The sequence below is a fragment of the Microbacterium alkaliflavum genome, from assembly GCF_044325405.1.
Lineage (GTDB): Bacteria > Actinomycetota > Actinomycetes > Actinomycetales > Microbacteriaceae > Microbacterium > Microbacterium alkaliflavum.
This window is the reverse complement of sequence record NZ_JBIQWL010000020.1, coordinates 360-22,383: the sequence shown is the minus strand read 5'-3', so window position 1 is coordinate 22,383 and position 22,024 is coordinate 360. Positions and strand designations below refer to the sequence as shown.

The 22,024-nt window shown below is 68.3% G+C and carries 21 protein-coding genes; 10 read left to right on the top strand and 11 right to left on the bottom strand.

Annotation, left to right across the window (positions count from 1 at the left end; translation table 11 throughout):
* The coding region (locus ACH3VR_RS23090) for an ABC transporter substrate-binding protein (protein WP_397558695.1) at positions 1-450 on the bottom strand (450 nt) is incomplete at its 3' end.
* 334 nt (positions 451-784) lie between these two features.
* Here ACH3VR_RS23090 and ACH3VR_RS23085 point away from each other — a divergent pair.
* The gene (locus tag ACH3VR_RS23085; RefSeq protein WP_397558694.1) at positions 785-1,180 is read left to right on the top strand and encodes an SHOCT domain-containing protein; all 396 of its coding nucleotides are present in this window, start codon (positions 785-787) and stop codon (positions 1,178-1,180) included.
* 74 nt (positions 1,181-1,254) lie between these two features.
* Here the strand turns inward: ACH3VR_RS23085 and ACH3VR_RS23080 are convergent, their stop codons facing one another.
* The 3 genes from ACH3VR_RS23080 to ACH3VR_RS23070 all read right to left on the bottom strand — a co-directional run bounded on the left by ACH3VR_RS23080 (position 1,255) and on the right by ACH3VR_RS23070 (position 8,245).
* Positions 1,255-1,458 (bottom strand): cold-shock protein, encoded by a 204-nt coding sequence (locus ACH3VR_RS23080; protein ID WP_345800224.1) that lies wholly within the window; start codon positions 1,456-1,458, stop codon positions 1,255-1,257.
* 458 nt (positions 1,459-1,916) lie between these two features.
* Positions 1,917-6,026 (bottom strand): AAA domain-containing protein, encoded by a 4,110-nt coding sequence (locus ACH3VR_RS23075; RefSeq protein WP_397558693.1) that lies wholly within the window; start codon positions 6,024-6,026, stop codon positions 1,917-1,919.
* Positions 6,027-6,133: 107 nt separating this feature from the next.
* The gene (locus ACH3VR_RS23070) at positions 6,134-8,245 is read right to left on the bottom strand and encodes a RecQ family ATP-dependent DNA helicase (protein WP_397558692.1); all 2,112 of its coding nucleotides are present in this window, start codon (positions 8,243-8,245) and stop codon (positions 6,134-6,136) included.
* Positions 8,246-8,349: 104 nt separating this feature from the next.
* On the opposite strand from ACH3VR_RS23070, the gene ACH3VR_RS23065 reads away from it, so the two are divergent.
* Both ACH3VR_RS23065 and ACH3VR_RS23060 read left to right on the top strand, forming a co-directional pair.
* The gene (locus tag ACH3VR_RS23065; protein ID WP_397558691.1) at positions 8,350-8,580 is read left to right on the top strand and encodes a DUF1232 domain-containing protein; all 231 of its coding nucleotides are present in this window, start codon (positions 8,350-8,352) and stop codon (positions 8,578-8,580) included.
* A gap of 2 nt (positions 8,581-8,582) precedes the next feature.
* On the top strand, positions 8,583-9,098 hold the full coding sequence (locus ACH3VR_RS23060; RefSeq protein ID WP_397558690.1) for a GNAT family N-acetyltransferase: 516 nt from the start codon (positions 8,583-8,585) through the stop codon (positions 9,096-9,098).
* A gap of 49 nt (positions 9,099-9,147) precedes the next feature.
* Here ACH3VR_RS23060 and ACH3VR_RS23055 read toward each other — a convergent pair whose 3' ends face one another.
* Both ACH3VR_RS23055 and ACH3VR_RS23050 read right to left on the bottom strand, forming a co-directional pair.
* Positions 9,148-10,905 (bottom strand): glycoside hydrolase family 3 protein, encoded by a 1,758-nt coding sequence (locus ACH3VR_RS23055; RefSeq protein WP_397558689.1) that lies wholly within the window; start codon positions 10,903-10,905, stop codon positions 9,148-9,150.
* A 62-nt stretch (positions 10,906-10,967) separates the two neighbouring features.
* A complete protein-coding gene (locus ACH3VR_RS23050; RefSeq protein WP_397558688.1) occupies positions 10,968-12,233 on the bottom strand; it encodes an MFS transporter in 1,266 nt (421 codons plus the stop codon).
* Between the two features lie 122 nt (positions 12,234-12,355).
* Here ACH3VR_RS23050 and ACH3VR_RS23045 point away from each other — a divergent pair, with 122 nt between their 5' ends.
* On the top strand, positions 12,356-13,402 hold the full coding sequence (locus tag ACH3VR_RS23045) for a LacI family DNA-binding transcriptional regulator (protein WP_397558687.1): 1,047 nt from the start codon (positions 12,356-12,358) through the stop codon (positions 13,400-13,402).
* Between the two features lie 87 nt (positions 13,403-13,489).
* On the opposite strand, the gene ACH3VR_RS23040 is transcribed toward ACH3VR_RS23045, so the two are convergent.
* A complete protein-coding gene (locus ACH3VR_RS23040; RefSeq protein WP_397558686.1) occupies positions 13,490-14,692 on the bottom strand; it encodes a fatty acid desaturase family protein in 1,203 nt (400 codons plus the stop codon).
* 109 nt (positions 14,693-14,801) lie between these two features.
* On the opposite strand from ACH3VR_RS23040, the gene ACH3VR_RS23035 reads away from it, so the two are divergent.
* Positions 14,802-15,338: a hypothetical protein gene (locus ACH3VR_RS23035; protein WP_397558685.1), complete on the top strand. Its 537-nt coding sequence runs from the start codon at positions 14,802-14,804 to the stop codon at positions 15,336-15,338.
* A 14-nt stretch (positions 15,339-15,352) separates the two neighbouring features.
* On the opposite strand, the gene ACH3VR_RS23030 is transcribed toward ACH3VR_RS23035, so the two are convergent.
* Positions 15,353-15,904, bottom strand: a complete 552-nt coding sequence (locus tag ACH3VR_RS23030; protein WP_397558684.1) for a DEAD/DEAH box helicase family protein — start codon at positions 15,902-15,904, stop codon at positions 15,353-15,355.
* A gap of 87 nt (positions 15,905-15,991) precedes the next feature.
* Between ACH3VR_RS23030 and ACH3VR_RS23025 the strand changes: the two genes are divergently transcribed.
* From ACH3VR_RS23025 to ACH3VR_RS23005, 5 genes are all read left to right on the top strand, one after another.
* On the top strand, positions 15,992-16,387 hold the full coding sequence (locus ACH3VR_RS23025; RefSeq protein WP_397558683.1) for a DUF1801 domain-containing protein: 396 nt from the start codon (positions 15,992-15,994) through the stop codon (positions 16,385-16,387).
* 12 nt (positions 16,388-16,399) lie between these two features.
* Positions 16,400-17,263, top strand: a complete 864-nt coding sequence (locus ACH3VR_RS23020; RefSeq protein WP_397558682.1) for a ceramidase domain-containing protein — start codon at positions 16,400-16,402, stop codon at positions 17,261-17,263.
* Entirely contained in the window at positions 17,260-18,072 is an 813-nt protein-coding gene (locus tag ACH3VR_RS23015; RefSeq protein WP_397558681.1) for a dienelactone hydrolase family protein, read from the top strand. Before ACH3VR_RS23020 ends, ACH3VR_RS23015 begins: the two co-directional genes overlap by 4 nt.
* 73 nt (positions 18,073-18,145) lie before the next feature.
* Positions 18,146-19,186, top strand: a complete 1,041-nt coding sequence (locus ACH3VR_RS23010; protein WP_397558680.1) for an amidase domain-containing protein — start codon at positions 18,146-18,148, stop codon at positions 19,184-19,186.
* Positions 19,187-19,214: 28 nt separating this feature from the next.
* Positions 19,215-19,787: a YdeI/OmpD-associated family protein gene (locus ACH3VR_RS23005; RefSeq protein WP_397558679.1), complete on the top strand. Its 573-nt coding sequence runs from the start codon at positions 19,215-19,217 to the stop codon at positions 19,785-19,787.
* A gap of 107 nt (positions 19,788-19,894) precedes the next feature.
* Here ACH3VR_RS23005 and ACH3VR_RS23000 read toward each other — a convergent pair whose 3' ends face one another.
* The 3 genes from ACH3VR_RS23000 to ACH3VR_RS22990 all read right to left on the bottom strand — a co-directional run.
* Positions 19,895-21,154, bottom strand: coding sequence for a hypothetical protein (locus ACH3VR_RS23000; protein ID WP_397558678.1), 1,260 nt, complete (start codon positions 21,152-21,154; stop codon positions 19,895-19,897).
* Positions 21,155-21,312: 158 nt separating this feature from the next.
* Entirely contained in the window at positions 21,313-21,702 is a 390-nt protein-coding gene (locus tag ACH3VR_RS22995; RefSeq protein ID WP_397558677.1) for a hypothetical protein, read from the bottom strand.
* Positions 21,703-21,727: 25 nt separating this feature from the next.
* The coding region (locus ACH3VR_RS22990; RefSeq protein WP_397558676.1) for a hypothetical protein at positions 21,728-22,024 on the bottom strand (297 nt) is incomplete at its 5' end.

Genomic DNA, 22,024 nt, shown 5'->3' with positions numbered 1-22,024 from the left:
CGCGAGCGTCGTGCCCTTCAGATCGTCCGCGCTCGTGATGTCGTCCGCGACGACCAGCGCCGCCCCGCCGGTCGCGGCACCCGCGATCACCCGGGCGGACTGGCCCGCGGACTGGATGAACGTGTTGATCGACGGGTTCGGGCCGATATAGGTCGCGTCGATCGCCCCGGCGGTGAGCGCCTCGATCGCCGCGGGGCCCGCGTTGAACACCTGCGTGGACACCTTCACATCACCGAGGTCCTTCTGCAGGATCCCCTCCTGCAACCCCACCAGCGCCGGCGCATGCGTCACATTCGCGAAATACCCCAGACGCAGCTCGTCGACCGACGGACCTGCGTCCGCTGCGGGGGTGGACTGGCTGGGGGATGCCGCGGCGGTCGCGCAGCCGGCCAGGGCGGCCGCCACGAGCCCGAGTGCGGTGATGGTCGTCGCTGTGCGGATTCTGTTCACTGTTCTGCCTTCGGTCGGCACTGCTTGGGTGCGAGGGGTGAGCCCCGATCGGGCTCATCCGCGACAGTAGAAGCGAGGAATCCGTCGACCTAGCCGGTCGTCAAAGCGGGTCACCGGACGACATCGTCAGTCATCCGAGTTGCGTTCGGGATTCATGGACCTGGTGCGCAGGCACGGTGTCTCACCCGTCGCGGGTGTGCGCCCCGGAATCCTTTCGCGACGCTGATACTCTCCGAGAAATCACCTCGTGCTGCACCGACAACGGAAACCACACCGTCACCCACTTCTCATTGATCGCAACGATGTCGAGCAGCTCCGACCGAACGGAATCAGAATGTTCAATGACAATGGGTCGTTCCTGCTCGCCCTGTTCGAGTTCTTCCTCTTCTTCGCCTGGTTCATGTGCCTGTTCTGGGTGTTCGGCGACATCTTCCGCAGCAGCGACCTCGGCGGCGGCGCCAAGACGCTCTGGGTGATCTTCGTCATCCTCGTGCCGTGGCTCGGAATCCTGGTCTACCTGATCGCGCGCGGCGGTGGCATGCAGCAGCGCCAGCTGGAGCAGATGCGGTCGATGCAGGCGGCACAGGCCGAGTACATCCAGTCCGTGGCGGCCAAATCGGCCCCCTCGTCGTCGGCGACCGAGCAGATCGCCTCGGCCAAGTCGCTCCTGGACTCGGGGGCGATCAGCCAGGCCGAGTTCGACACTCTCAAGGCGAAGGCCCTGGCCTGACCACACCGGCCCTGGCCTGAACACAGCAGCGCCCGCCCTGGACCGAAGTCCGGGGCGGGCGCTGTCGTTACGCGTCAGAGCGGGCGGATGTTCGCCGCCTGCATGCCCTTGGGGCCACGCTCGGCGTCGAATTCGACCTTCTGGTCTTCGCGCAGCTCCTTGAAGCCGCTGCCGGTGATCGCGCTGAAGTGTGCGAAGAGGTCGGCGGAGCCGTCATCGGGTGCGATGAAGCCGTAGCCCTTCTCCGAGTTGAACCATTTCACGGTGCCAGTGGCCATCGTGTCTTTCCTATTCTTCGGGCCGCTGGAGCGACCGGGGGTGCCGCGCCAACGAATGCGGAGCGGACGGATGTGGACCGGTGCCGGTGTCGGCGACGGTGGGATGGTGGATGCTTCGACCGCGGCGCGCGCGTGATCCGGCGTCGCGTGGAGCCCGAGGTCTTCGCCGCGCGATCCGTGTGCGCGAACGCCGAGCAGCGTCGTGTCGATGAAGCCGGCGTACTCGTCGGCGCGGGTCGCAACGTAGACGTCGTCGTCTGCTTGCCGCCAGGTGAGTGCCTGGATGGGGGAGTGCATGGTGGTGTGTTCGTTCTTCTCGGTCGCGGAGCTGCGAGAACTGTCGCGACGGGCGGCGTGCAGAAGCCGCGGTTGAAAATGAGGTGTCCGAGATCTGCTTCTCCACGATGAGGCAGAGTAAGGGACGTGCTCCCCGGAGGGAACCACACAGTCTAGCATCCTCATCCTGAGCGGCTCGCCAGCGTCTGAGCCTGCGCGATGGCGGCTTGAATCCTCGAGCCCAGCTTGGAGAATCCGAGTTCGCGCATCACGAGGCGCTGCTCCTCTTCTCCGGACCGCAGGATGTCGTCGGAGCGGATGTAGCGGACCACCCCGACGAGCGTGCTCATCGGGATGTCGGTGATGGACTCGTAGCTCGGCAGCTGCGGGCGTGGGACCTTGCGCTGTATCGAGCCCTCTCGCCAAGACGGCGCCTCCACAGCAGGTGCGGTGACCGGTGTCGGGGTCTCCCCGCTCCGGATCGCGTGGTCGAAGGCGCCGATCGCTCGCCGCACCTCGCCGTCAGCGTCGTTGAACCAGTCGGTGCTCCAGATGCGGTGGAACGCCCAGCCGCGTCGCTCCAGGAGTTCTTGCCGCAGTCTGTCCCGCTCGCGGGCGATGTGGCCCGAGTGGTACGCGGCTCCGTCGGCTTCGATCGCGAGCACGTGCCGGCCCGGCAGATCCGGGTGGCGCGCGGCGAAGTCGATGCGGTAGTCGCCCACGCCCACCTGGGGATCCAGGACCAGTCCGGCGGCTTCGAGTCGCGTCTTGACGTCGAACTCGAAGGGGTTGAGCGGGACTGCTCGGCGGACTCCATCGGTCAGGCTGGTGCCGCGCGACGCCATGAACCGGACGAATCGGTGCATCAGCGCGTAGCCGGCCGACGAGTGACCGTCGGGAGCGACGTCGTCTGCGGTGAAGCTCGTGACGAGGGTCATGCGCTTCTTGGCGCGGCTGATCGCCACGTTGAGCCGCCGCTCACCGCCGTCGCGAAGGAGCGGTCCCCAGAAATAGCGGAGTCTCCCGTCGGCGCTCTTGCCGTAGCCGACCGACAGGAAGACGGCGTCGCGTTCGTCGCCCTGCACGCGTTCGATGGCCTTCACGAACCACGGCTCCTGCGGGTGAGCGGTCAGCGCGGCCTCGAACTCGGGATCGTCCAGCATGGCGAGCTCGATGGCCCGCTCGATGCGTGCCTCGTGCTTGATGCCGAAGGCGATGATCCCGACGCTCTCACCGGGATGCTGTGCGACCTGCTGCTTCACGAGGTCCACAACGCGCTGCACTTCGAGCTCGGGGCTGTTCGTTCCGCCGCCGATCCCGGCGCTGTACGGCACGACTTCGTGACGGACCGACTCCAGGGCGTCGGGGGCCGGGAATGTGGTCAGGCTGCCCTGGTACACGTACTCGTTGGAGACGGCGATGAGCCGCTCGTCTCGCGACCGGTAGTGCCACTGCAGGCTGCGGCTCTGTCCTGCGAGCAGCCGGTCCATGGCGAACAGGATGCTCTCCGCATCTCGTGTATACGAACCACGCCGCGCAACGGCGGGTTCTGACGCCTGGACCTCGGATGCCGAGAGCGCGACATCCTCGTCCGTCTCCTCGATCTCGTCCTCCTCGAGCACCTTGGAGAAGAACTCGGTCGGCGGGAGCTGACGGGAGTCGCCGGCGACGATCACCTGGCGGCCGCGCATGAGGGCGGGGATGGCGTCGGCAGGCTTGACCTGGCTCGCCTCGTCGAAGATCACGACGTCGAAGCACTGGGTGGCCGGAAGGATGCGCGAGACCTGGAGGGGGCTCATGGCCCAGACGGGCTTGGCGGCCAGCAGCACATCGGACGCCTCGTGGAAAAGCCGCCGCACGGGGCGGAAGTTCCGTTTGCGCGTGACCTCTGTCTTCAGAGCTGCGTGCTGATCGGGGAACTCATCGAAGGCGCTCTTCAGATGGACCGCGGCCTGGCGGCGGACGCGCGCGGCGTTCGCTGCGAGGTGGCTCTGATCCGCCCGTTGGAACGTTGCCGTGGCGGTGGACAGTTCGGCGCCGCGGACGCCGGCGATGGCCGGCGTGGTGAGTTCGGCGGACTCCAATACGGACCGCACCGCCACCCAGCGCAAGACCTCGCTCGGCGCGCACGCCAACGTCTTGCCCTGGCCGTAGTGGCTGCGGATGAGGTCGAGCACGGAGCCGACGCCGGCAGTGCGCAGCTCGCCCTCCAGGGTGTTCGCCCTGGCCATCACGCCGCCGCGCGTGTCTGCCACCATCGCCTCGAGCGCGCGCTCGAGCTCGTCGAAGCGGAGTGTGCCGGGAGAGATGCCCTGGGTGGCGGCATCCAGTTGTGCCACCTCATCCCGTATCCGCGCGAGCAGAGCCGCCGTTTCGTCGGCACCCGGGTACGGCTGCGGTGCGCCTCCTGTGTTCCAGGCACCGCGAACCGCCCGCGCCTTCAGGAGAAGGTCGAGCTGCTGCGTCGGGGAGAGGCTCGAAAGGAGCTCCCGCACGGCGCGCTTGCCCGCGCGCCGACGCCCCCATCGCACGTCGGGCAGCTCGCGGCGATGCGGTCTGCTCACGGCGGAGATCATCGCGTCGAGGTCCGCGTCGCTCAGGAGCGACGGGGCAGTGGCTGCGGCCTCGAGCCCGTCGCGGTGGAGGTTCACGAGGGGATCGGCGTCCGTCAGTCCGGTCGGCGCGGCGTGACCGCTCGCCGCCGCTTCCGCCGCGAACATCTGTCGCAGCTTCGGGAGGTGTTCCCAGCGGAGGGAGAGCGCGAGCTGACGGAGGCGCTCTGCCTCGTCGACGGTAGACATGGCCCCGGGCCGCCAGCCCGGCGTGGTCGTCCACGCGGGCGACAGCGCTCCGAGCGAGTCGACCTCATCGAGGTCTTCGGCGAGACGGCCGAGAGTGGTCTTCGCCCACGTCGCGAACGTTGCCGGCGGGAGCCGCAACGTCGCTTGCGCCGCGGGCGCGAACCCGAGAGAGGAGACGCGCAGCTCGTGGATGCTGGCACCCCACGCGTGCGTCGGGCTGAACAGAGCGTCGTTGTGGCTGACCAGGCGCCTGCGCGCATTCTCCAGCTTCGCGTGGAGTTCGGCGGTGTCGGGGGTGCCGACCTGCTGCTGGCGCTCCAGGACGATGCGCAGCTGCTCGGCGACGAATCGCCGCGAACCGTCGGCGGCGAACAGGTCGAGGAGCAGGTGCGAGAGGTCGACGGCGCTCAGCCTGTCCAGCACGGCGGTGATGGCGGCGCGCTTCTGAGCGACGAACAGCACGTGCTTCCCGCTGGCGATCAGGGCGCTGATGACGTTCGCGATGGTCTGGCTCTTGCCGGTGCCGGGCGGTCCCTGCACGACCAGGTTGCGGCCCGCGAGCGCCGCGTTCACGACATATGACTGACTCGCGTCGGCGTCGAGCACGAGATACTCCGAGTCGACCGGCGCGTAGTCCGGATCCGACTCCGACACCGGAACGTCGGATGCCGCGGCTCGCACGCGAGCGGCGGCATCCGCGTCGCCCGCGAGCGCAGCCGCGATGTCGGAGAGCCCGAGTGCGTCGAGGTCGGCGACGTCGTTCACCATGGGCTGCTTCTGGTAGGAGAACGTGCCCACGACAAGCTCGGGCCGTGCCTGGAAGCCGTCGATCTCCCGGCAGTCCGCGGACAGCCCGTTGAGAACGCCGGAGAGAGTCGCCTGGAACTGCGTGAGGTCGGTGACCGCCTCGAGGTCTTCCGCGGTGTCGAGCAGCGCGTCGTCGTCGACGCGCTCGGAACCGAAGTTGAGCAGGTGCAGCAGCACGCCGTTGAGCTGATAGTCGTCGGTGAGCTGGAGCTGCCAGTCCTCGGTGACTCCACGACGGCGCACGATTCGGATCGGTCGCAGCAAGACGGGCGCGTTCGGCACGGGACCTCTGCGGATCGCGCCGGCCGGCTGGTCGAGCTCGGCGGCCTCCGCATCGTGAAGCACGCGGTTCGTGTCGGGATTCCACGTCGCGAACCCGAGTGCGAGGTAGGTCACCGAGACGCCGTACTCCTCCGTCGCCTCGCGCTCTTTCCTCGCCAGCGCCGCACACGCGCGCTTCGCGCGATCGGCGTCCGCCGGCACGCGGAACAGGTCGCCGACCGACACGGTGCCGCCTTTGAGCAGCCGCAACAGCGCGGACTCGCTCGCGACGTCGAGAGCGAGCGTCGTGCTCGTCTTCTTGAAGTGCAGCAGCCGATTCGTTCCGCTGACGTCGATCAGCGCGCTCTTCCATTCCTGCGACGCGCGCGCAACGGGCGACGCGGCCACATCGGACTCGCTCACGCGCGACGCTCCCACACACCCACGATCACGAGTCTGCCAGGAGACTCACGCGATCCCCGCCTCCGGTCGGGCTGCGCTTCGGATCACAGATGCAGCCGCGGGGCCACTCAGCCACGGAGGGCGAGAGCGAAGGGGAGGACAGCGGTGGCGCCGGCGCGGCGCAGCTCACGCGTCGCTGCAGTGATCGTCCACCTGCTGTCGACGAGATCGTCGATGAGCAGAATGGGACCGGACGGAACATCGAGGGCGTCGGCGCTGAACCGGCTCCACACCCCGGCGAGCCGGAACGCGCTGTTGCCGCCGGGACGGCCCGCGGGGCCCCCGTCGACGAGATCGAGGGCGCCGACCATCGGCAGGCGACCTGCCTCGGCGATGCCGCGAGCCAGGGTGCCGACCAGCTGCGGCTTCGATCGAGACGGCATCGCAACCACCGCGACGGGCCGTTCCGCCCACCCCCAATCGCCCAGCACTCGGACGCAGGCGGCGAGCACATTCGGGGGGATGGGCGCGTCGGCAGCGCCTGTGGCGAACATCTCACGCAGTGTCCCTCCCCAGCCGAGGTCGGTCAGCCGTGCGAGCGCGCGTCCTTCCTCCGCCTGTTCGTCGGCGGCGATGCGGCCCCGCACGGGCACGCCGAGCCGGTCGGCACCCGTCGGCCATTGCCTGCGGGGTTCGATCGGCACGCCGACGCGATCGAGCGCGGCGGACGCGGCATCCGTCGCATCTTCGGCGATGGCGGTGGGAAACCATGCGCCCGCGCAGTTGTCGCAGCGCCCGCACGGCGTGGCGGTGTCGTCGTCGAGGGAGCGCTGCAGGAACTCCATGCGGCAGTCGCCGGTCTGCTCGTACTCGATCATGTGCTGCTGCTCGGCGACGCGTTCTGCGGCGATTCGGCCGTAGCGGTCTTCGTCGTACGTCCACGGTCGGCCGGTCGCGATCCACCCGCCCTGCACGCGAGCGACCGCGCCGTCGACATCGAGCACCTTGAGCAGCAGCTCCAGAGGAGTGCGGCGGATGTCGACCATCGCCTCGAGAGCCGGCGTGGACAGCGGTGACCCCGACAGCGCAGACAGCACGCGTTCAGCCCGATCCCGGTCGGGCATCGACGCCGTGGCGAAGTAGTGCCAGATCTCGCGGTCCTCGACGCCAGGAAGCAGGAGCACGTCCGCTGAGTCGGTGGCGCGTCCCGCGCGTCCGACCTGCTGGTAATAGGAGACCGGCGATGAGGGCGCGCCCAGATGCACGACGAAGCCGAGATCGGGCTTGTCGAATCCCATGCCCAGCGCGCTGGTCGCGATGAGCGCTTTGATCCGGTTGTCTTTGAGCAGTGCTTCGGACTCCTCGCGCTCGTCCGGGTCGGTCTGCCCCGTGTAGGCGCGCACGTCGTATCCGCGGTCGCGAAGCAGGCGTGCCGTGTCGTTGGCGGCAGCCACGGTGAGCGTGTAGATGATCCCCGAGCCGGGGAGGTCGCCGAGGTGGCTGATGAGCCACGCGAGCCGGCTGGGTGCGTTCGGCAGGTTCAGCACGCCGAGCCGCAGTGAGGCGCGTGCGAGCGGTCCGCGGATGACCAGCACGTCGGGCGCGTCCGCGCTCGGGTCGAGCGCTCCGAGCTGCTCGGCGACGTCCGACACGACTCGGCTGTTGGCGGTCGCCGTCGTCGCGAGCACGGGGACCTCGGCGGGGATGCGCGCGATGAGGTCGCGCAGCCGTCGGTAGTCGGGGCGGAAGTCGTGGCCCCAGTCGCTGATGCAGTGCGCCTCGTCGACGACGAGCAGTCCGATCCGCTCGACCAGCTGCGGCAGCTGCTCGTCGCGGAACGACGGGTTGTTGAGTCGCTCGGGGGAGACGAGCAGCACGTCGACCTCGTCACGGTCGAGCTGCGCGAGCACATCGCTCCATTCGTGGGCGTTCGCGGAGTTGATCGCGACGGCGCGAACGCCCGCACGCTGCGCCGCCGCGATCTGGTCGCGCATGAGCGCCAGCAGCGGCGAGACCAGCACGGTCGGTCCCGCGCCGCGCCGGCGCAGGAGCAGCGTCGCGACGAAGTACACCGCCGACTTGCCCCACCCGGTGCGCTGCACCACGAGCGCCCGACGCCTCCCGTCGACGAGAGCCTCGATCGCCTCGAACTGCCCATCGTGGAAGTCGGCGTCTTCGCGGCCGACGAGGACGCGAAGCACATCGAGTGCCTGGGTGCGCACAGGCGTCGTCGAGATCATGCCCTCCACCCTGCCTCATGCCACTGACACCGCCCCTCGACGCGAGCGGATCACAAGTTGGTCTCGCTCGAGCCACCCCGCGCCACGCGGGTGACACTGGATGCATGTGGTTCAGGTTCCTCAAGGCAGTCAAGCGCCGCGAGCACCGTGTCGCACCGACGACATGGGTGGCCGCGATCGCCGCCGTCATCTATGCGCTCGCGCCGATCGACGCGATCCCCGAGTTCGTCCTGGGCCCGTTGGGTCTGACCGACGACGTCGGCGTGTGGGGCATCCTCGCGCTGCTCGTCGTGCGCGAGCATCGGCGCTGGCAGGAGAGCCTCCGGACGGCGTAGGAGTGACCTCGGAGTTCGTCGTCCGACGCGCCGAGCCGGCTGACGCGCGCGCCATGGCGAAGGTCGTCGTCGAGTGCTGGCGGGAGACCTATCGAGGGCTCATGAGCGATGCGACGCTCGATGATCCGGGACTCCTGCCGCGGCGCGAGCAGTTCTGGACGGCGGTGCTCACCGATCCGCAGTACTCGCAGAATGTCGCGCGTGTCGCCTCGCACGAGAGCGCGCTGGTCGGCGTGGCGATGTCCGGTCCTCCGCTGGAGGCCGCGGACGAGCATCGGCAGCTGTATCTCCTGTACGTCTACGCCGCCTTCCACGGTTCGGGAGTCGGAGCGCAGCTGCTGGATGCCGTCATCGACCCCGAGGCATCCGCCTTGCTGTGGGTCGCCGACCCGAATCCTCGCGCGCAGGCGTTCTACCGGAAGCACGGCTTCGTCCAAGACGGTGCCGTCAGCGTCGAGGAAGGCATCCGCTCCATTCGAATGGTCCGCCGCGGCGGCGCGAGCGCGGCCGGCCCATAGCGGCGCGATCGGCCCCGACCGGAGCCGGGGCCGATCGCCTCGTCGTCGATCAGGCGCGCGTCGCCATGCCGCTCGGGACCGCCTCCCGAGCGATTCCGAAGCCGGCGCGGAAGGTCGGCGCCTCCGTGTCGAACGGAACGTCTTCGCGAGAGCGCTCGACGGCGTCCATCGATGAGGGGATGTCGAAAGGGAGCACGCCGGTGAGGGACGTGCGTGCCGCGAAGGCATCGATCACCACTTGGTCGCTGGCCCCGAATTCGCCGATGACCGTCGCTCCCAGCGTGAGCAGGGGAGCGAGGATCGCGGGTCGCTCGAGGAACACCGACACATAGAGCGGAGCCTTGTCTGCGTAGACCCGCAGGCGCGCGATCGTGTCTTCCGAGAAGTCCAGCGTGCCGCCGTGGAAGTATTCCGCGACGACCGATCCCCTCCCCGGCTCGAAGGGCGCTTCGAGGCGGACGATGATCGCCTCGGCGTTTTCGATGGTGTCCGTCGTGGCGATCCCGGAAATGTCGCGGACGCCGTCGACGAAGACGCGCGCGTTCTCGTCGAGCGGGCCGGCCCCGTCCGAGAGCAGCACGAGCGACGCGCGCTGCGCCGCGGCTCCCTTCTCGAAGTAGACCGGGGCGCCGCACGTTGCCCGCGCATTCTCGACATCGACGTGGCGGTTCTCGAAGAGACCGAGCTGCAACTTCTCGTGAAGCAGCCGGCGCACCGACCGGTCGAGGCGTTCCTCGGCCACCATGCCGTTGTCGACGAGTTCCTCGATCAGGGTCGTGTTCCGATCGCCACCGAACTGGTCGACTCCCGCGTCGATCGCGATGCGTGCGCGCTCGAGCGGCGAGAGATGCTCCAGGCCCCAGCCGTTGGGCCCGAAGGTGAGGTCGCCCATCTGCTCGCTCTCGAGCAGGTTCCAGTCGGTGATTACGATCCCGTCGAACCCAAGTCGCCTGCGCAGGATGCCTTGCACCACGGGGGCGTTGAAGGCGAAGCCGACTTCGTCCCAGTCCGTGCCGACGGGCTTGCCGTAGTAGGTCATGACCTGAGTGGCGCCCGCGGCGAAGGCCTTCTCGAACGGCTCGATGTGCAGCTCCTGCATGCCGCCGGGGTACACCTGCTCGGGATAGCGGAAGTCGTGCGCGTCGTCACCGCGCAGCTGCGGCCCACCGCCGGGGAAGTGCTTCACGACCGCCGCGACCGACTCGCGGCCGAGCGTCGGGCTTCCGCGGAGTCCCTCGATGAACGCGACCGTCAGCTCGGCGACGCGAGCGGGGTTCTCCCCGAACGTGCCGAAGCCGCGCGACCAGCGGGGCTCGCTGAAGATGTCGGCCATCGGTCCGAGATACACGCGGATCCCCATCGCCAAGAACTCGCGGCGGATGATGTCGGCGTAGTCTCGCGCTGCATCCGTGCCCGGTATGGCCGCGATGCCGGTCGTCTCGGGCCAGCGGGAGAGACTCTCCAGCGACTGGCCGGTGAAGGGGTTGCTGCGGAAACCGTGGCGCGGATCGGACGAGACGGTGACGGGGATGCCGAGCCGGGTGCTCGCCGCCAGGTCCTGGAGGGTGTTGTGCCAGCAGGCGACGGCGGCGCTGTCTTCGCCGCCGAGCACGTTGAAGTGGCTGATCCCGCGCGTCACCACGTTGAGTTCCGCGTCCCGGAGAGCGGCCGCGTTGTCCAGGGCGGGGCCCCCGGGTTCGGTCGTGGGGTGGAACATGAGACCGGCCTTCTCGGCGACGGTCATGCGGGCGAGGAGGTCGTCCACGCGGCGATTGATGGGCAGGGTGGGGTCGAGGTAGTCGTTCATGAGGTTCCTTCCGGGCATGGTCGAGCGGCGCGGCTGTGCACCGCAGAGAGAGTGGAAGCGGATCAGCGCGTGGCGCGGATGCCGATGAGCGGGATGATTCCCAAGAGGGTGAGCACGCCGCCGAAGAGGACGAGGGCGACGTAGTTCGACGTGCCGCCGCCGATGCCGAGCAGCACGGGCGCGATGAAGGGGATGAGCGAGAACGGCAGCGTGATCGCGATGTTGATCACGCCGAGGTTGCGGGCGGCGGCCGACCGCTCGCGCATCGCGGCGATGCCGAACGCGATGTAGGTGCCCATCATGATGCCGGCCGCGACGCCCGAGACAAGCGTCACACCGATCACGAACTGGACCACGCCGGCGGACGTGGCGATCGTGACCATGCCGGCCGCGCCGACGAGGGCCGCGAAGATCATCACCGGCTTGCGGCGGCCGAGCCGGTCGCCCACGAGCCCGCCGAGCGGTCCGACGATGAAGGCGACGATTCCCGGGATGACGTACGAGAGCGTGATCGCGTCATTGATCTGCGCCTCGGGCACGGCCACCATGTCCTGCAGCAGGTAGACCGTGTACGTCGAGACGACTCCCCACGAAGCGAACATGAGGAACAGGGACAGCAGCAGCCAGGCGAAGTCCGGCTCCCGGCGGGGGTTGATGAAGAAGGAGCCGAAGAACTCCTTCACGCCGAAGGCCGGCAGCGGCTCGGCGGCGGGGGAGTCGTCTCGGAAGATCGCGATCAGGGCGGCACCGAATACCAGAGCCACCGCGACCGGCAGGCCGATCTGGGCGAGGATGCTCGACGGGAACGCCTGGATGAAGAACACCCCGATCACGAGCGACGCCGCGGAGGCTGCGCCCGAGAGTGAGCCGATGAATCCCTGCTGCGACTCGGGGACCCTGTCGGCGACGATGGCGAGGGTGGCGGCGATCGCGGCGTTGACGAAAGCCTGCATCAGGACCCACCCCAGCAGCAGCATCGGGAAGGTGTCCGAGAGGCCGATGACGGCGGCGCCGACCGTGGTGCCGAGAAGGCCGATCGCGATCCACGGCCGACGGCGACCGAAACGACTGCGGGTGCGGTCCGAGAGTCGACCGAAGAACGGATTGGCCAGCACGGCGGTCAGCGTTCCGACGCCCGCGGCGATCGAGTAGCTGGTGGTCTTCCCGCCCGGATCGATCTCGGAGATGCGCAGAGCGAGCGTCACGGAGGCCGGCAGGTTGATCGCCATCCAGATGCCGAACATCGCGAGTGCGTAGATCGCGATGAAGCCGGCACTGACCGGGCTGAGCGTTGGGCGGCCGTCGGTGGCCGGGGTGGTCGTGGACATCGGGTTCCTCGTCGTTGAGCATAGAACGGAAATTGATATACGCTACCGGTAACGTTTCCGGAAACGCTACCGGTAAGATAGCGACGAGACTGGCCGAGGTCAAGTGGAAGGTCGGAGGCAGGATGGCGCAGCGGGTGACACTGAGCGACGTCGCGCGAGCGGCGGGGGTCGGCATGGCGACGGTCTCGCGCGCGATGGGGGACCACCCCGACGTGAGCTCGTCGACCCGCGAACGGATCCGCGCGGTGGCGCACGAGCTGGGCTATCGGCCCTCGGTCGCGGCACGGGCGCTGCGCAGCGGCGGGTTCCGAGCCATCAGCGTGATCGTGCCGGACAACCAGTGGGGATGGTGGGAGCCGGTCGCGCATGCGTGCGTGGAGACGGCGGCGGAAGCCGGATATCAAGTGCTCGTCCATCCCGTCGGCGGAGGCGAGGGCGGGCTGGCTGGAGCGATCGACGGCCTGTCCAACGTGCCCACCGAGGGCGTGATCGTCATCAGCGTGCCAGACCAGAAATCCGTCCGCGAAGCCTGTGACCGCATAGGCATTCCGGGAGTCGCGATCGATGACTCGAGCGCCGACATCTGCTTCCCGTCCATCTCGGCGGACAATTACGCCGGCGCACGAGAGGTCATCGAGCATCTGATCGAGACAGGACGATCCCGCGTCGTCTTCGTCCGACCCCGGCTCAGCGGAGGCGCACCCGTCTGGGGCGACGCCTTCTACCTCCAAGAGCGCGAACGGGCCTACCGCGACGTCCTCGCCGAGGCGGGGCTCGAGATCGACGAGAGTCTCATCATCGACACCGCCTTCGATGAGACGGCGCCGGGATGCCCCGAGCTGGGCGAGCTCCTCGACCGCGACGTCGCCGTCGACGCGATCTTCTGCTCATTCGACCAACTGGCCGCGACCGTCTTGCGCGAGCTCGCCGCGCGCGGCCTCCGCGTTCCGGAGGACATCGCCGTTGCCGGTTTCGACGATGAGCGGACTGCCGTCCTCGTCACTCCGCAGCTCACGACGGCGCGGCAGCCGTACGCCGAGATGGGTCGCACGGCAGCCGACCTGCTCCTTCAGTCGCTCGCCGAGACCGCCCCGCCTGTCCGGCGGTATGAGTTCCCGACGCAGCTCGTCGTGCGCGCATCCACGGTCAGCACACCTCGGCTGCAATAGGTTCGGAACGCCGGTCGCCCGGGGTGCTGTTGCCCGGCCACGACGGCAGGACGTCCGACGTCATTCGGCGGATGCCGCGTGCTGCGTTCAGGCGCGCCGATACTGGCGGGTGACGGGGCAGTCGAAGGGATCGCGGGCTGCGAGGCCGACCCGATTCAAGTAGTCGATGACGATGGCGTAGGAGCGCAACAGGGAGGTCTCGGTGTACGGGATGTCGTTGGCTGTGCAGTAGTCGCGGACGATCTCGCGGGTCTTCGCGAGGTGCGGGCGAGCCATGCTGGGGAACAGGTGGTGCTCGACCTGGTAGTTCAGGCCGCCCATGAGCGTCGTGGCCCACCATCCGCCGCGGATGTTCCGCGAGGTGCGGACCTGCTTGGAGAAGAAGTCGAGCTTCGCATCGCGCGCGATGATGGGCATGCCCTTGTGGTTGGGCGCGAAGGTCGCCCCCATGTAGAGGCCGAACACGGCCGACATGACTCCCAGGAACGCGAATGCCATCCCGACCGGGAGCAGGAGGAACAGTGGGGTCAGCACCAGGGCGAACCGGACGACGAGCATCGCGGACTCCGCCCAGCGCGCCTTGACGGGCCCCTTGGCGGTGAGGTGCCGGATGCTGAGGTAATGGAGGTTGAACCCCTCCAGGGTGAGCAGCGGGAAGAACAGCCAGCCCTGCTTGCGGGTGATGAGGCGCCGCAGCCCCCGGGCCTGCGCGGCATCCTCGTCGAGGAAGGAGATCGTATCGACCTCGATGTCGGGGTCCTTCCCGACCCGGTTCGGGTTGGCATGGTGGCGGCTGTGCTTGGAGTCCCACCACGAGTAGCTCATCCCGACGATCGCCACCAGGATCCGGGCGAGCCGGTCGTTGGCGGGCCCGGTCGAGAGGATCTGCCGATGCGCGGCTTCATGGGCGAGGAAGGCGACCTGGGTGAACAGGATGCCGAGAGCGCCGGCCATCAAGAGCTGGAACCAGCTGTCGCCGAGCAGGATGAAACCCGTGATCGCTCCGCCGAATCCGAGAGCGAGTCCGATCCCTACGAGCAGATAGAACCCGCTGGCCCGCTGAAGCAGCCCGGTCTCGCGCACCACTTCGGAGACATGCGAGTACGCGCGGGTGACCGGGGGGAAGTCCGCGGTTCGCGCGTACGTCTGGCGGACGGGTCCAAGAGTGGAGATCGCGGGTGCGGTGGAAGTGATGATCGGCGCCTTCGGGTGGGCCAGCCGCCTCGCGGGGCTGGGGCGAAGCCAAAGGCAGGTGCCGATCGCTACCGGCCACGCTACGCGCCGGTGCATGCCGCAACCTGAATGAACCGTGGACGGGCGCACACCGAGAGGAACACGGACGGGCTTGATTCTGCGGATCGCGGCGCGCATAGTCGGGCCACGGAGAGGTGGCAGATCGATGAAGCGCGGTGCGTGGATCGTGCTCGTCGGTGGTGCCGTCGCCGGCCTCGCGGCGGGCGCCCTCTTGTGGGGGCAGGCGGCGACCGCGCCGCCGCCGATCACGGCCTTCCCGCCGTGGTACCCGGCTGAGGACACGCACGGGGACCCGCCATTCGTCGACTACGAAGCGCACATTCCGTGCGCCATCGACCCGGCACCCGATCCGGACTGCCAGCGAGTGAAGTTCGGACTCGTGCTGTACCGCGACCCCGCCACCGGCGAGCCTACGAGCTATGCCATGTCGATCCTCCGCGTGGGTGTCAGCGACGAGCGCGAATATCACGAGGGGGCATGGCACGTGGCATCCGGAACTGCACTCGATCCGGATGCCACCGCGTATCGACTCGACGGCGTTCCCGAGCACCTTCGCCACTACTGGGCGGTGGGCGACGACATCCTGCTGATTCTCGACGGCGACGGGATGCCGCGGGTCGGTGAAGCCGGGTACAGCTACACGCTCGACAGCATCCCGATCCGGACCGGCGACAGCCGGTGAAGCGCCCCACGGGGTCAGCGCCTCGCTTCGCCGACGTGAGCCTCGAGCGCCGAGAGCCGCTCGCTCCTGGTGCCCACGATCTCGACGGTCCTCGCCCGTGCGCCGACGAGGTCGGGGTCGTCGATGAGTTCGAGGAGGATCTCGTCCATCGCGTCCCGAAGTTCCAGATGCTCGTCGGCGCCCGGCGCGATCCCATCGACGGTGGTGAGGGGAAGCACCGCGAGCAGGTCGACGTGGCTGAGCGCTTTGGCCGTGATCATTCTCGACCGCTCGAGGAAGTCGGGAGCGAGCGAAGCACCCATCCGATCGTCGAGCGCCATCAGGTACGCGAGGAAGTCGAGCGGGCCGCGCTCGGCGATGAGACGAGGGCCGAACTCGCCGGAGGTGAGTCGATCGGCCGCGACGCGGAGCTGTGCCGCGAACATCGCCGCGCTCGGGCCGTCCCATTCTTCGTCGATGACCTCGTACGGGTCGGGGAGAACGGCGAACTCGGGATGCCGCGCTGCGAAGTCCGAGATCAGCGTGCTCTTCCCGCTCGCGTGTGTCCCTGAGACGACGATCCGCATGTCGGGACACTAGCGCCAGATCGACGCCCCGGTGCGGGAAGGGCGTCAATCATTCGCAGGCTCGTGGGGGTGGAGCATGATGAGTGCGTGAGCGCTGACGACGTTTCTGCCGCCGAAGAGATCGATGCGATCATCGCCGACGTCGGCGGCTGGCGGGCAAGCACCCTCAGTGAGATTCGTCGTGTCATCCTGAGCGCGGACGCGGAGATCGTCGAGGAGATCAAGTGGCGCAAGCCGTCCAAACCGGAGGGCGTCGCCACCTGGGTGTGCCGGGGGAACCTCTGCATGGCGGACCTCCTGAAGAGCGCCGTGCGACTCACGTTCCCCAAGGGAGCCCAGCTGGATGACCCGGCGGGCCTTTTCAACTCGCGCCTCGACAGTCGCACAGTGAGGGCGATCGATTTCTTCGAGAACGCACCCGTCGACGACGTCTCGCTGCGAGCGCTCATCGCCCAAGCCGTCGCAGCGAATCGACCGGGCTGAACGGACGAGCCGGTGGGGAGCTCGTATCGCAGCATCTGGGTACTCGCCGTCGCGGCGCCTGCGGTACTCATCCCGTTCCTCATGTTCGTCTGGTTCGGCTGGCCCGGGGATGCCGACATCTGCACGCTCACGAATCCGAACGGCTGCTTCTGCGAGGCGTATGACCCCGCCGCCGTTCTGACGGCCGCGGGCGGCGTGCGTCAGCTGTCGAACACCTGGTTCAATCTCTATGCCCTGGCGTCGGCATCCATCGTCGCTGTTCAACTCTCCGCCGACCGACGCCGGCAGACCGCGGTTTTCGCGCCCGGGGTCATTCCCGACGTCTATGTCTTCGTCGTCCTCTTCTTGGGCCTCGGCAGCATGTGGTTCCACGCCTCGCTCAAGGAGTGGGGAGGGATCGTGGACGCGGCCTCGATGTACCTCTTCACAGCGTTCCTCGTCGCGTTCGCCGCCTACCGGCTCCGTCCGAGCACGGGACTCTTCTGGATCCTGTTCCTGGGCGTGACGGCAGTCGCGACGATCGCCCACGCCGTCATCAATCGGCCGGGAACGTCTGTGGTCCTGATCGCCATCCAGGTCGGCGTGTACATGGTGCTCGAACTCGTCGTCTGGCTGACACGCCTGCGCGGGCACGTTCCCCGCGGTTGGCGCGGGGGACTCTGGTGGTTCGGTGCCCTGGCATCGATCGGCATAGCCATCGTCTTCTGGCTGCTTTCCCAGACCGGCGGCCCCTTGTGCGACCCCGCGTCGATCTGGCAGCCGCACGGGGTCGCGTGGCATCCCCTGGCCGGAGTGTCGGCCGTCCTGCTGTTCTACTACTGGCGTGAATCCGCGCGCGCGACCGAGCCGCGAATCCAGGCGGAGGTGCTGCGATGACGAGTTCACGCCGAATGGAGTTCGAATCCCACCCGGTCAGCACGGGAGAGATCTCGCATGACGTGTATCTGGGGCCGGTTCGCGGCCCCGGGGTGCTGCTCATCCACGAGCTCGCTGGGCTGACCGAGAACACGTTCGAACTCGCGGAGACCATCACCGCAGCCGGCTTCACGGTCGCCGTACCGCATCTGTTCGGCCGCGTACGGGGTGAGGGCACGGGGGCGATGGCGTCCGGGATCGCGGGCCTTCTCGGCCGTTGCATCGCCCGCGAGATGAGCGTCTTCTTCCGCGAGCAGCCGCGCAAGGGCACGAACTGGCTTCAGGCCGCGGTCTCGTGGCTGGGAGAGAACACCGAGTCGCCGCGCGGGGTCGGCGTCATCGGAATGTGCGCGACGGGGTCGTTCGCGATGGCGACGGTCGTCGATCCCGCAGTCGGGGTCGTCATCGGGAGCCAGGCCGCGTCGCCCGCCTTCCGGCCGGCCGGTTGGTCGGTCCCGGGCGGCGACCAGGCAATCGGCCGGTCGGAGGCAGCCGTCATGGTTCTGAGATTCCGGGACGACCGGAAGTCGGCGAAGGCTCGCGTCGAACAGATTCCCGTGCTCAGGGGCAAGACGCCCGTCATCCGCCATGAGGGCCCCGACGATCCGTCACTCCCGCATTGCGCCCGCGGGATCGAGGTCTGGGACGCCGATCGGATGCGCGTCGTCTGGGCGAGCGGGTCGGGTCACTCGGTGCTCAACTTCGATCGGGTCGATCTTGCCGTCGACGAGGTCGTGTCATTCCTGACCCAGTACTTGCGCACTCCTTGAGGATCAATCCGGGTTTGCGCGTCGACCGCGCGGGGTCAGCCGTCACCGTCTTTCGGCGGGATATTCTCGCGCGGTGACCCTCTCGCCACGGGAACGGGCGGCGCGCCGACGCATGTTCCGTCGTCGCCGCGCAGTGGTGCTGCTGGTCTTGGTCCTCATCGTCGTGACCGCGGCCGTCGTGGCCCCGCGGATCGCCGCCTCCGCGGCCGCCGCCGACGCCCGCGCCACCCTCGCCGACCTTGCCGGAGTCGCCGGGGATGCGCTCGCCGATTCGTCGACGCTCGTCTCGTCCGAGGCATCCTCCGCACTGACCGTCGCGCGCGACGCCGCCATGACCGCGGATCCGACCGACGAAGAGGCCGCAGGCGCCACTCACGCCATGGCCGCCGCCGTCACGGCGTTCAAGAAGGCGGCGGTCTCAGACGCTCAGAATGTGCTCGGGACGTGGTCGGATGCCGAGAAGAGCGTCGAAGACGAGCTCTCCACGCGGATCTCGACGCTGCGCAAGGCGACGCCCGAGAAGCTCGCCGCCGCGCTCGCCGCGACCGCGACCGCCGCAGACGCCGTGCGCGCGAGCGCACAGGAGTACCGCGACGGCATCATCGCCGCCGCGAAGGGTTCCAGTTCGCAGCCCACGGGCGGATCGGTGGATGCGCAGCTCGACTACCTGCTCGCGCACGCCACCGACTACAACACGGCGCAGTGGGGCGACTACAACCCCGCGGGCGGTGACTGCGTCAACTTCGCCAGTCAGGGTCTGCTCGCTCGCGGCTGGGTCATGGACGAGTCGTGGCGCTCCGGCGGGCCCTGGAAGGCGTCGAAGGCCTGGCGATCGACGCCCGACATCGACGCCTACCTGGCCGCTCAGGGATTCGCCTACTCGACCATCGACGACCTCGACCGCGTGCGCGTCGGCGACATCGGCGTCTTCAACTGGGGTGACACAGGCCCGGGACTGGATCACACGATGACGGTCTCGAGGGTCGAGTACTCGCCGGACGGCCCCGTGATCTCGTTCGCGAGTCACAACACCGACGGCCAGTACCGTCCCATGCCCGCGACGTTGACCGCCCAGGGATCCGGGTCGACCGTGCGCATCTACTCCATCCCCTGATCGCCGCGGCGAGAGCTATCCTCCCGACATGGTCGACCGCGTGAACAAGCCCGAACTGCACGTGGACACCGTCGCCGAGTGGGAAGCCTGGCTGGACTCCGACCCCGACCCGAGCGGCATTCTCCTGCGACTGCGGAAGAAGGCGACGAACCTGCCCGGCATCACGTACGCCGAAGCGCTCGATGTCGCGCTGTGCTTCGGGTGGATCGACGGGCAGTCCAAATCCGTCGATGCCGACTACTTCCTGCAGACGTTCACGCCCCGACGACCGCGGAGCATCTGGTCGAAGGTGAACATCGGCCACGTCACTCGGCTGATCGAGGAGGGGCGCATGCGGGCCTCGGGGCAGCTCGAGATCGACCGCGCGAAGGCTGACGGGCGATGGGATGCCGCCTACCGGCAGCGCGACGGCGACCTTCCCGCGGAGCTCCAGGACGCCCTGGACGCCGACCCGGAGATCGCGAAGGCCTTCGCGGCCCAGTCCGCGCAGAACCGATTCGCGATGGCCTTCCGCGTGGCCAATCTCAAGCGGCCGGCCTCGCGCGCTGCCCGCGTCGCCCAGTACGTCGAGATGCTCAAACGAGGCGAAACCCTCCACTGACGTCCGTCGCGGGTGGGCGCTCGCTCGGAGCTCACCAACTGACGCCCGGACGCAATGAGGCGATGGGGGTCGCGCGTGGATCGGTGCTTCTCGGACCGCAGTCAGCGTCAGGGCACCACTTGGACGGCGGACTCTGCGACGACCGCTTCGAGGACCTCGAGGGGATCGCCCGTCGTGCAGGTGACGGTGATCAGGAAGCCAAGGCGCGGCCCCGTGAATGCGCGAGCCGCTGTCACCCACCTCACTCCGGCGTCTGAGCCTTCGATGAGTCGCGTGGCGACGAAGTCGTTGCCGGGCATGGCGAGCGCAAACGATCCGTCCACGACGTTCTCGGCCGCGAAGGAGTTCGTGCCGTCGAGCGACGATTCGAGAAGCTCGTCGCTGGCCTCACGATCGCCCGAGGCGTAGACGTCCTCGCCAAGACGAGACTGCACGTACAGCGCCGTGCAGTCGCCGTCCGCGGAGGCGAAGCTCCAGGACCCGCTCGACTCGCCCTCGTGGAACGTCCACGCCGCGTCTTGCATCAGTGCGGCATCAATCCATCGCGCGTTCGACGATTCGACGAGATCCGCGCCGTCGTCGAACGCGAGCGCCTCGACGATGTTCCAGTCGACTCGGCCGAGCCCGACCTCGAGAGCATCCGCGCCGGCGACCTGCGGAAGAAGGTCGAACATCTGCTGGCCGGTCGCCCCGGTCATCGAGCCAGGTTCGCATTCGAGCTGGACGATCAATGCCGAGCCGAGCGCACCGAAGACTCTCACCGCCGCCAGCCATGCGCCGCCGTTGCTCAGGTCGCCGGCGCGCACCCGGAAGTCCGCCGTGGTCGGCCAACGCCCGACCACGGGGAACGGGACATCGGAGCCGTTCTCTGAGATATCCGCGACCGGAATCTCAACGATCTGAGCGAGCAGCTGGTCTGACAGTGTGCGGTCGTCGAGCGACAGATCGAGACCGTCCAGTGAGAATCGGTGGGACCGCGAAGCTTCGCAACCATCCGAGAGATGCTTCTCCTCCCAGTCGTCGCGCGGATACACCACCGCGTAGCCGTTCGTCATGTCGATCGGCTCCACGTGCCAGCCCGCAAGCCACACTTGCGGATCGAGATCGGCTCCCGCATCAAAGGTGAGCTGTTCGGGAGGTGCGGGCACATCCGGCCTCTCAACGGAGGAGGGCGAAGGTGAGGGGGCGGCAGGCTCGATCGCCGGCGTGGCCGCGGGTGGGGGACTGGTGGAGCATCCAGCGAGCACCGCAGACACGCTGACGATCAATACGGTGACGAAGCGCCCTCTAGAGGCCTGGGTGCGTGAATGGTGATCGACCTCGAATCGCATCGGGCCGTTCTCACCGCGCGGATCATCGTCAGACATAGCGCCATCCCCAAGAAGCACCGGTCAGAAGGAGATTCCCCTGTATCGAGAATGATGCACCTCGCGCGATTCGGATGCAATGGTGTATCGAGCTCAGGCACGCCTCCGTAAGCTCAGGCGCCAAGCGGGTCGAGCGGGATCCGCTCGTCGTGATCGTTCTAGTCCGATGGGGATGCCTGTGCACCGAACTTGGTAATCGTGACGAGTTGCGCGAGCGCAACGATGGCGGCGAGTCCCAGGTAGACGCCGCCGATCGAGCCGAGCAAAACGAATCCCGCGGCGGCAAGGGCTGCGATCGGAATCCAGGTCGCCCACCACGCCCACCACTCCAGGTGCCGGTAGGGGATCAGCAGCACGATCACGCTCAACGCCTGCAGGGCGGCGAGCGCGATGAACCTCGCCTGCTCTTCGTCCGACAGTGAGAAGGCAACGGCCCCGACGACGTGGTACACGGCGAAGAGCCCCGTCACGCCGATCAGGATCCACCAGCCGACCTGGAAGAACACCCGCCGCCAGCCTTGGGACGAAGCCCGCGCATCCTCGTTCATGTCCCCGTTCCGATGTTCATGAGAGTCAGCGGTATTGGCCGGGCACGAGTCGCACGCCGGGCTGGTTGGCCCAGGAGGGGATGAAGTCGGGCCCGGCGGCGCCGTTGGTGATGTTCCAGGTGCCGTCGCCGTTGGCGAACGCGACGGGGATGGACCCCCACCCGGGGGTCTGCCGGACGAGGGCGATGTCGGTCAGGCCATTCCCGTTGAAGTCGCCGGGCACCAGCCGCACGCCGGGCTGGTTCGCCCAGGACGGGATGAAGTCGGGCCCGGCGGCGCCGTTGGTGATGTTCCAGGTGCCGTCGCCGTTGGCGAACGCGAT

Coding starts and splice junctions, on each gene's coding strand:
- ACH3VR_RS23085 (WP_397558694.1), top strand. CDS start 785: ATGTTCAATGACAATGGGTCGTTCCTGCTCGCCCTGTTCGAGTTCTTC.
- ACH3VR_RS23080 (WP_345800224.1), bottom strand. CDS start 1,458: ATGGCCACTGGCACCGTGAAATGGTTCAACTCGGAGAAGGGCTACGGC.
- ACH3VR_RS23070 (WP_397558692.1), bottom strand. CDS start 8,245: ATGATCTCGACGACGCCTGTGCGCACCCAGGCACTCGATGTGCTTCGC.
- ACH3VR_RS23065 (WP_397558691.1), top strand. CDS start 8,350: ATGTGGTTCAGGTTCCTCAAGGCAGTCAAGCGCCGCGAGCACCGTGTC.
- ACH3VR_RS23055 (WP_397558689.1), bottom strand. CDS start 10,905: ATGAACGACTACCTCGACCCCACCCTGCCCATCAATCGCCGCGTGGAC.
- ACH3VR_RS23050 (WP_397558688.1), bottom strand. CDS start 12,233: ATGTCCACGACCACCCCGGCCACCGACGGCCGCCCAACGCTCAGCCCG.
- ACH3VR_RS23045 (WP_397558687.1), top strand. CDS start 12,356: ATGGCGCAGCGGGTGACACTGAGCGACGTCGCGCGAGCGGCGGGGGTC.
- ACH3VR_RS23040 (WP_397558686.1), bottom strand. CDS start 14,692: ATGCACCGGCGCGTAGCGTGGCCGGTAGCGATCGGCACCTGCCTTTGG.
- ACH3VR_RS23035 (WP_397558685.1), top strand. CDS start 14,802: ATGAAGCGCGGTGCGTGGATCGTGCTCGTCGGTGGTGCCGTCGCCGGC.
- ACH3VR_RS23030 (WP_397558684.1), bottom strand. CDS start 15,904: ATGCGGATCGTCGTCTCAGGGACACACGCGAGCGGGAAGAGCACGCTG.
- ACH3VR_RS23015 (WP_397558681.1), top strand. CDS start 17,260: ATGACGAGTTCACGCCGAATGGAGTTCGAATCCCACCCGGTCAGCACG.
- ACH3VR_RS23005 (WP_397558679.1), top strand. CDS start 19,215: ATGGTCGACCGCGTGAACAAGCCCGAACTGCACGTGGACACCGTCGCC.
- ACH3VR_RS23000 (WP_397558678.1), bottom strand. CDS start 21,154: ATGTCTGACGATGATCCGCGCGGTGAGAACGGCCCGATGCGATTCGAG.
- ACH3VR_RS22995 (WP_397558677.1), bottom strand. CDS start 21,702: ATGAACGAGGATGCGCGGGCTTCGTCCCAAGGCTGGCGGCGGGTGTTC.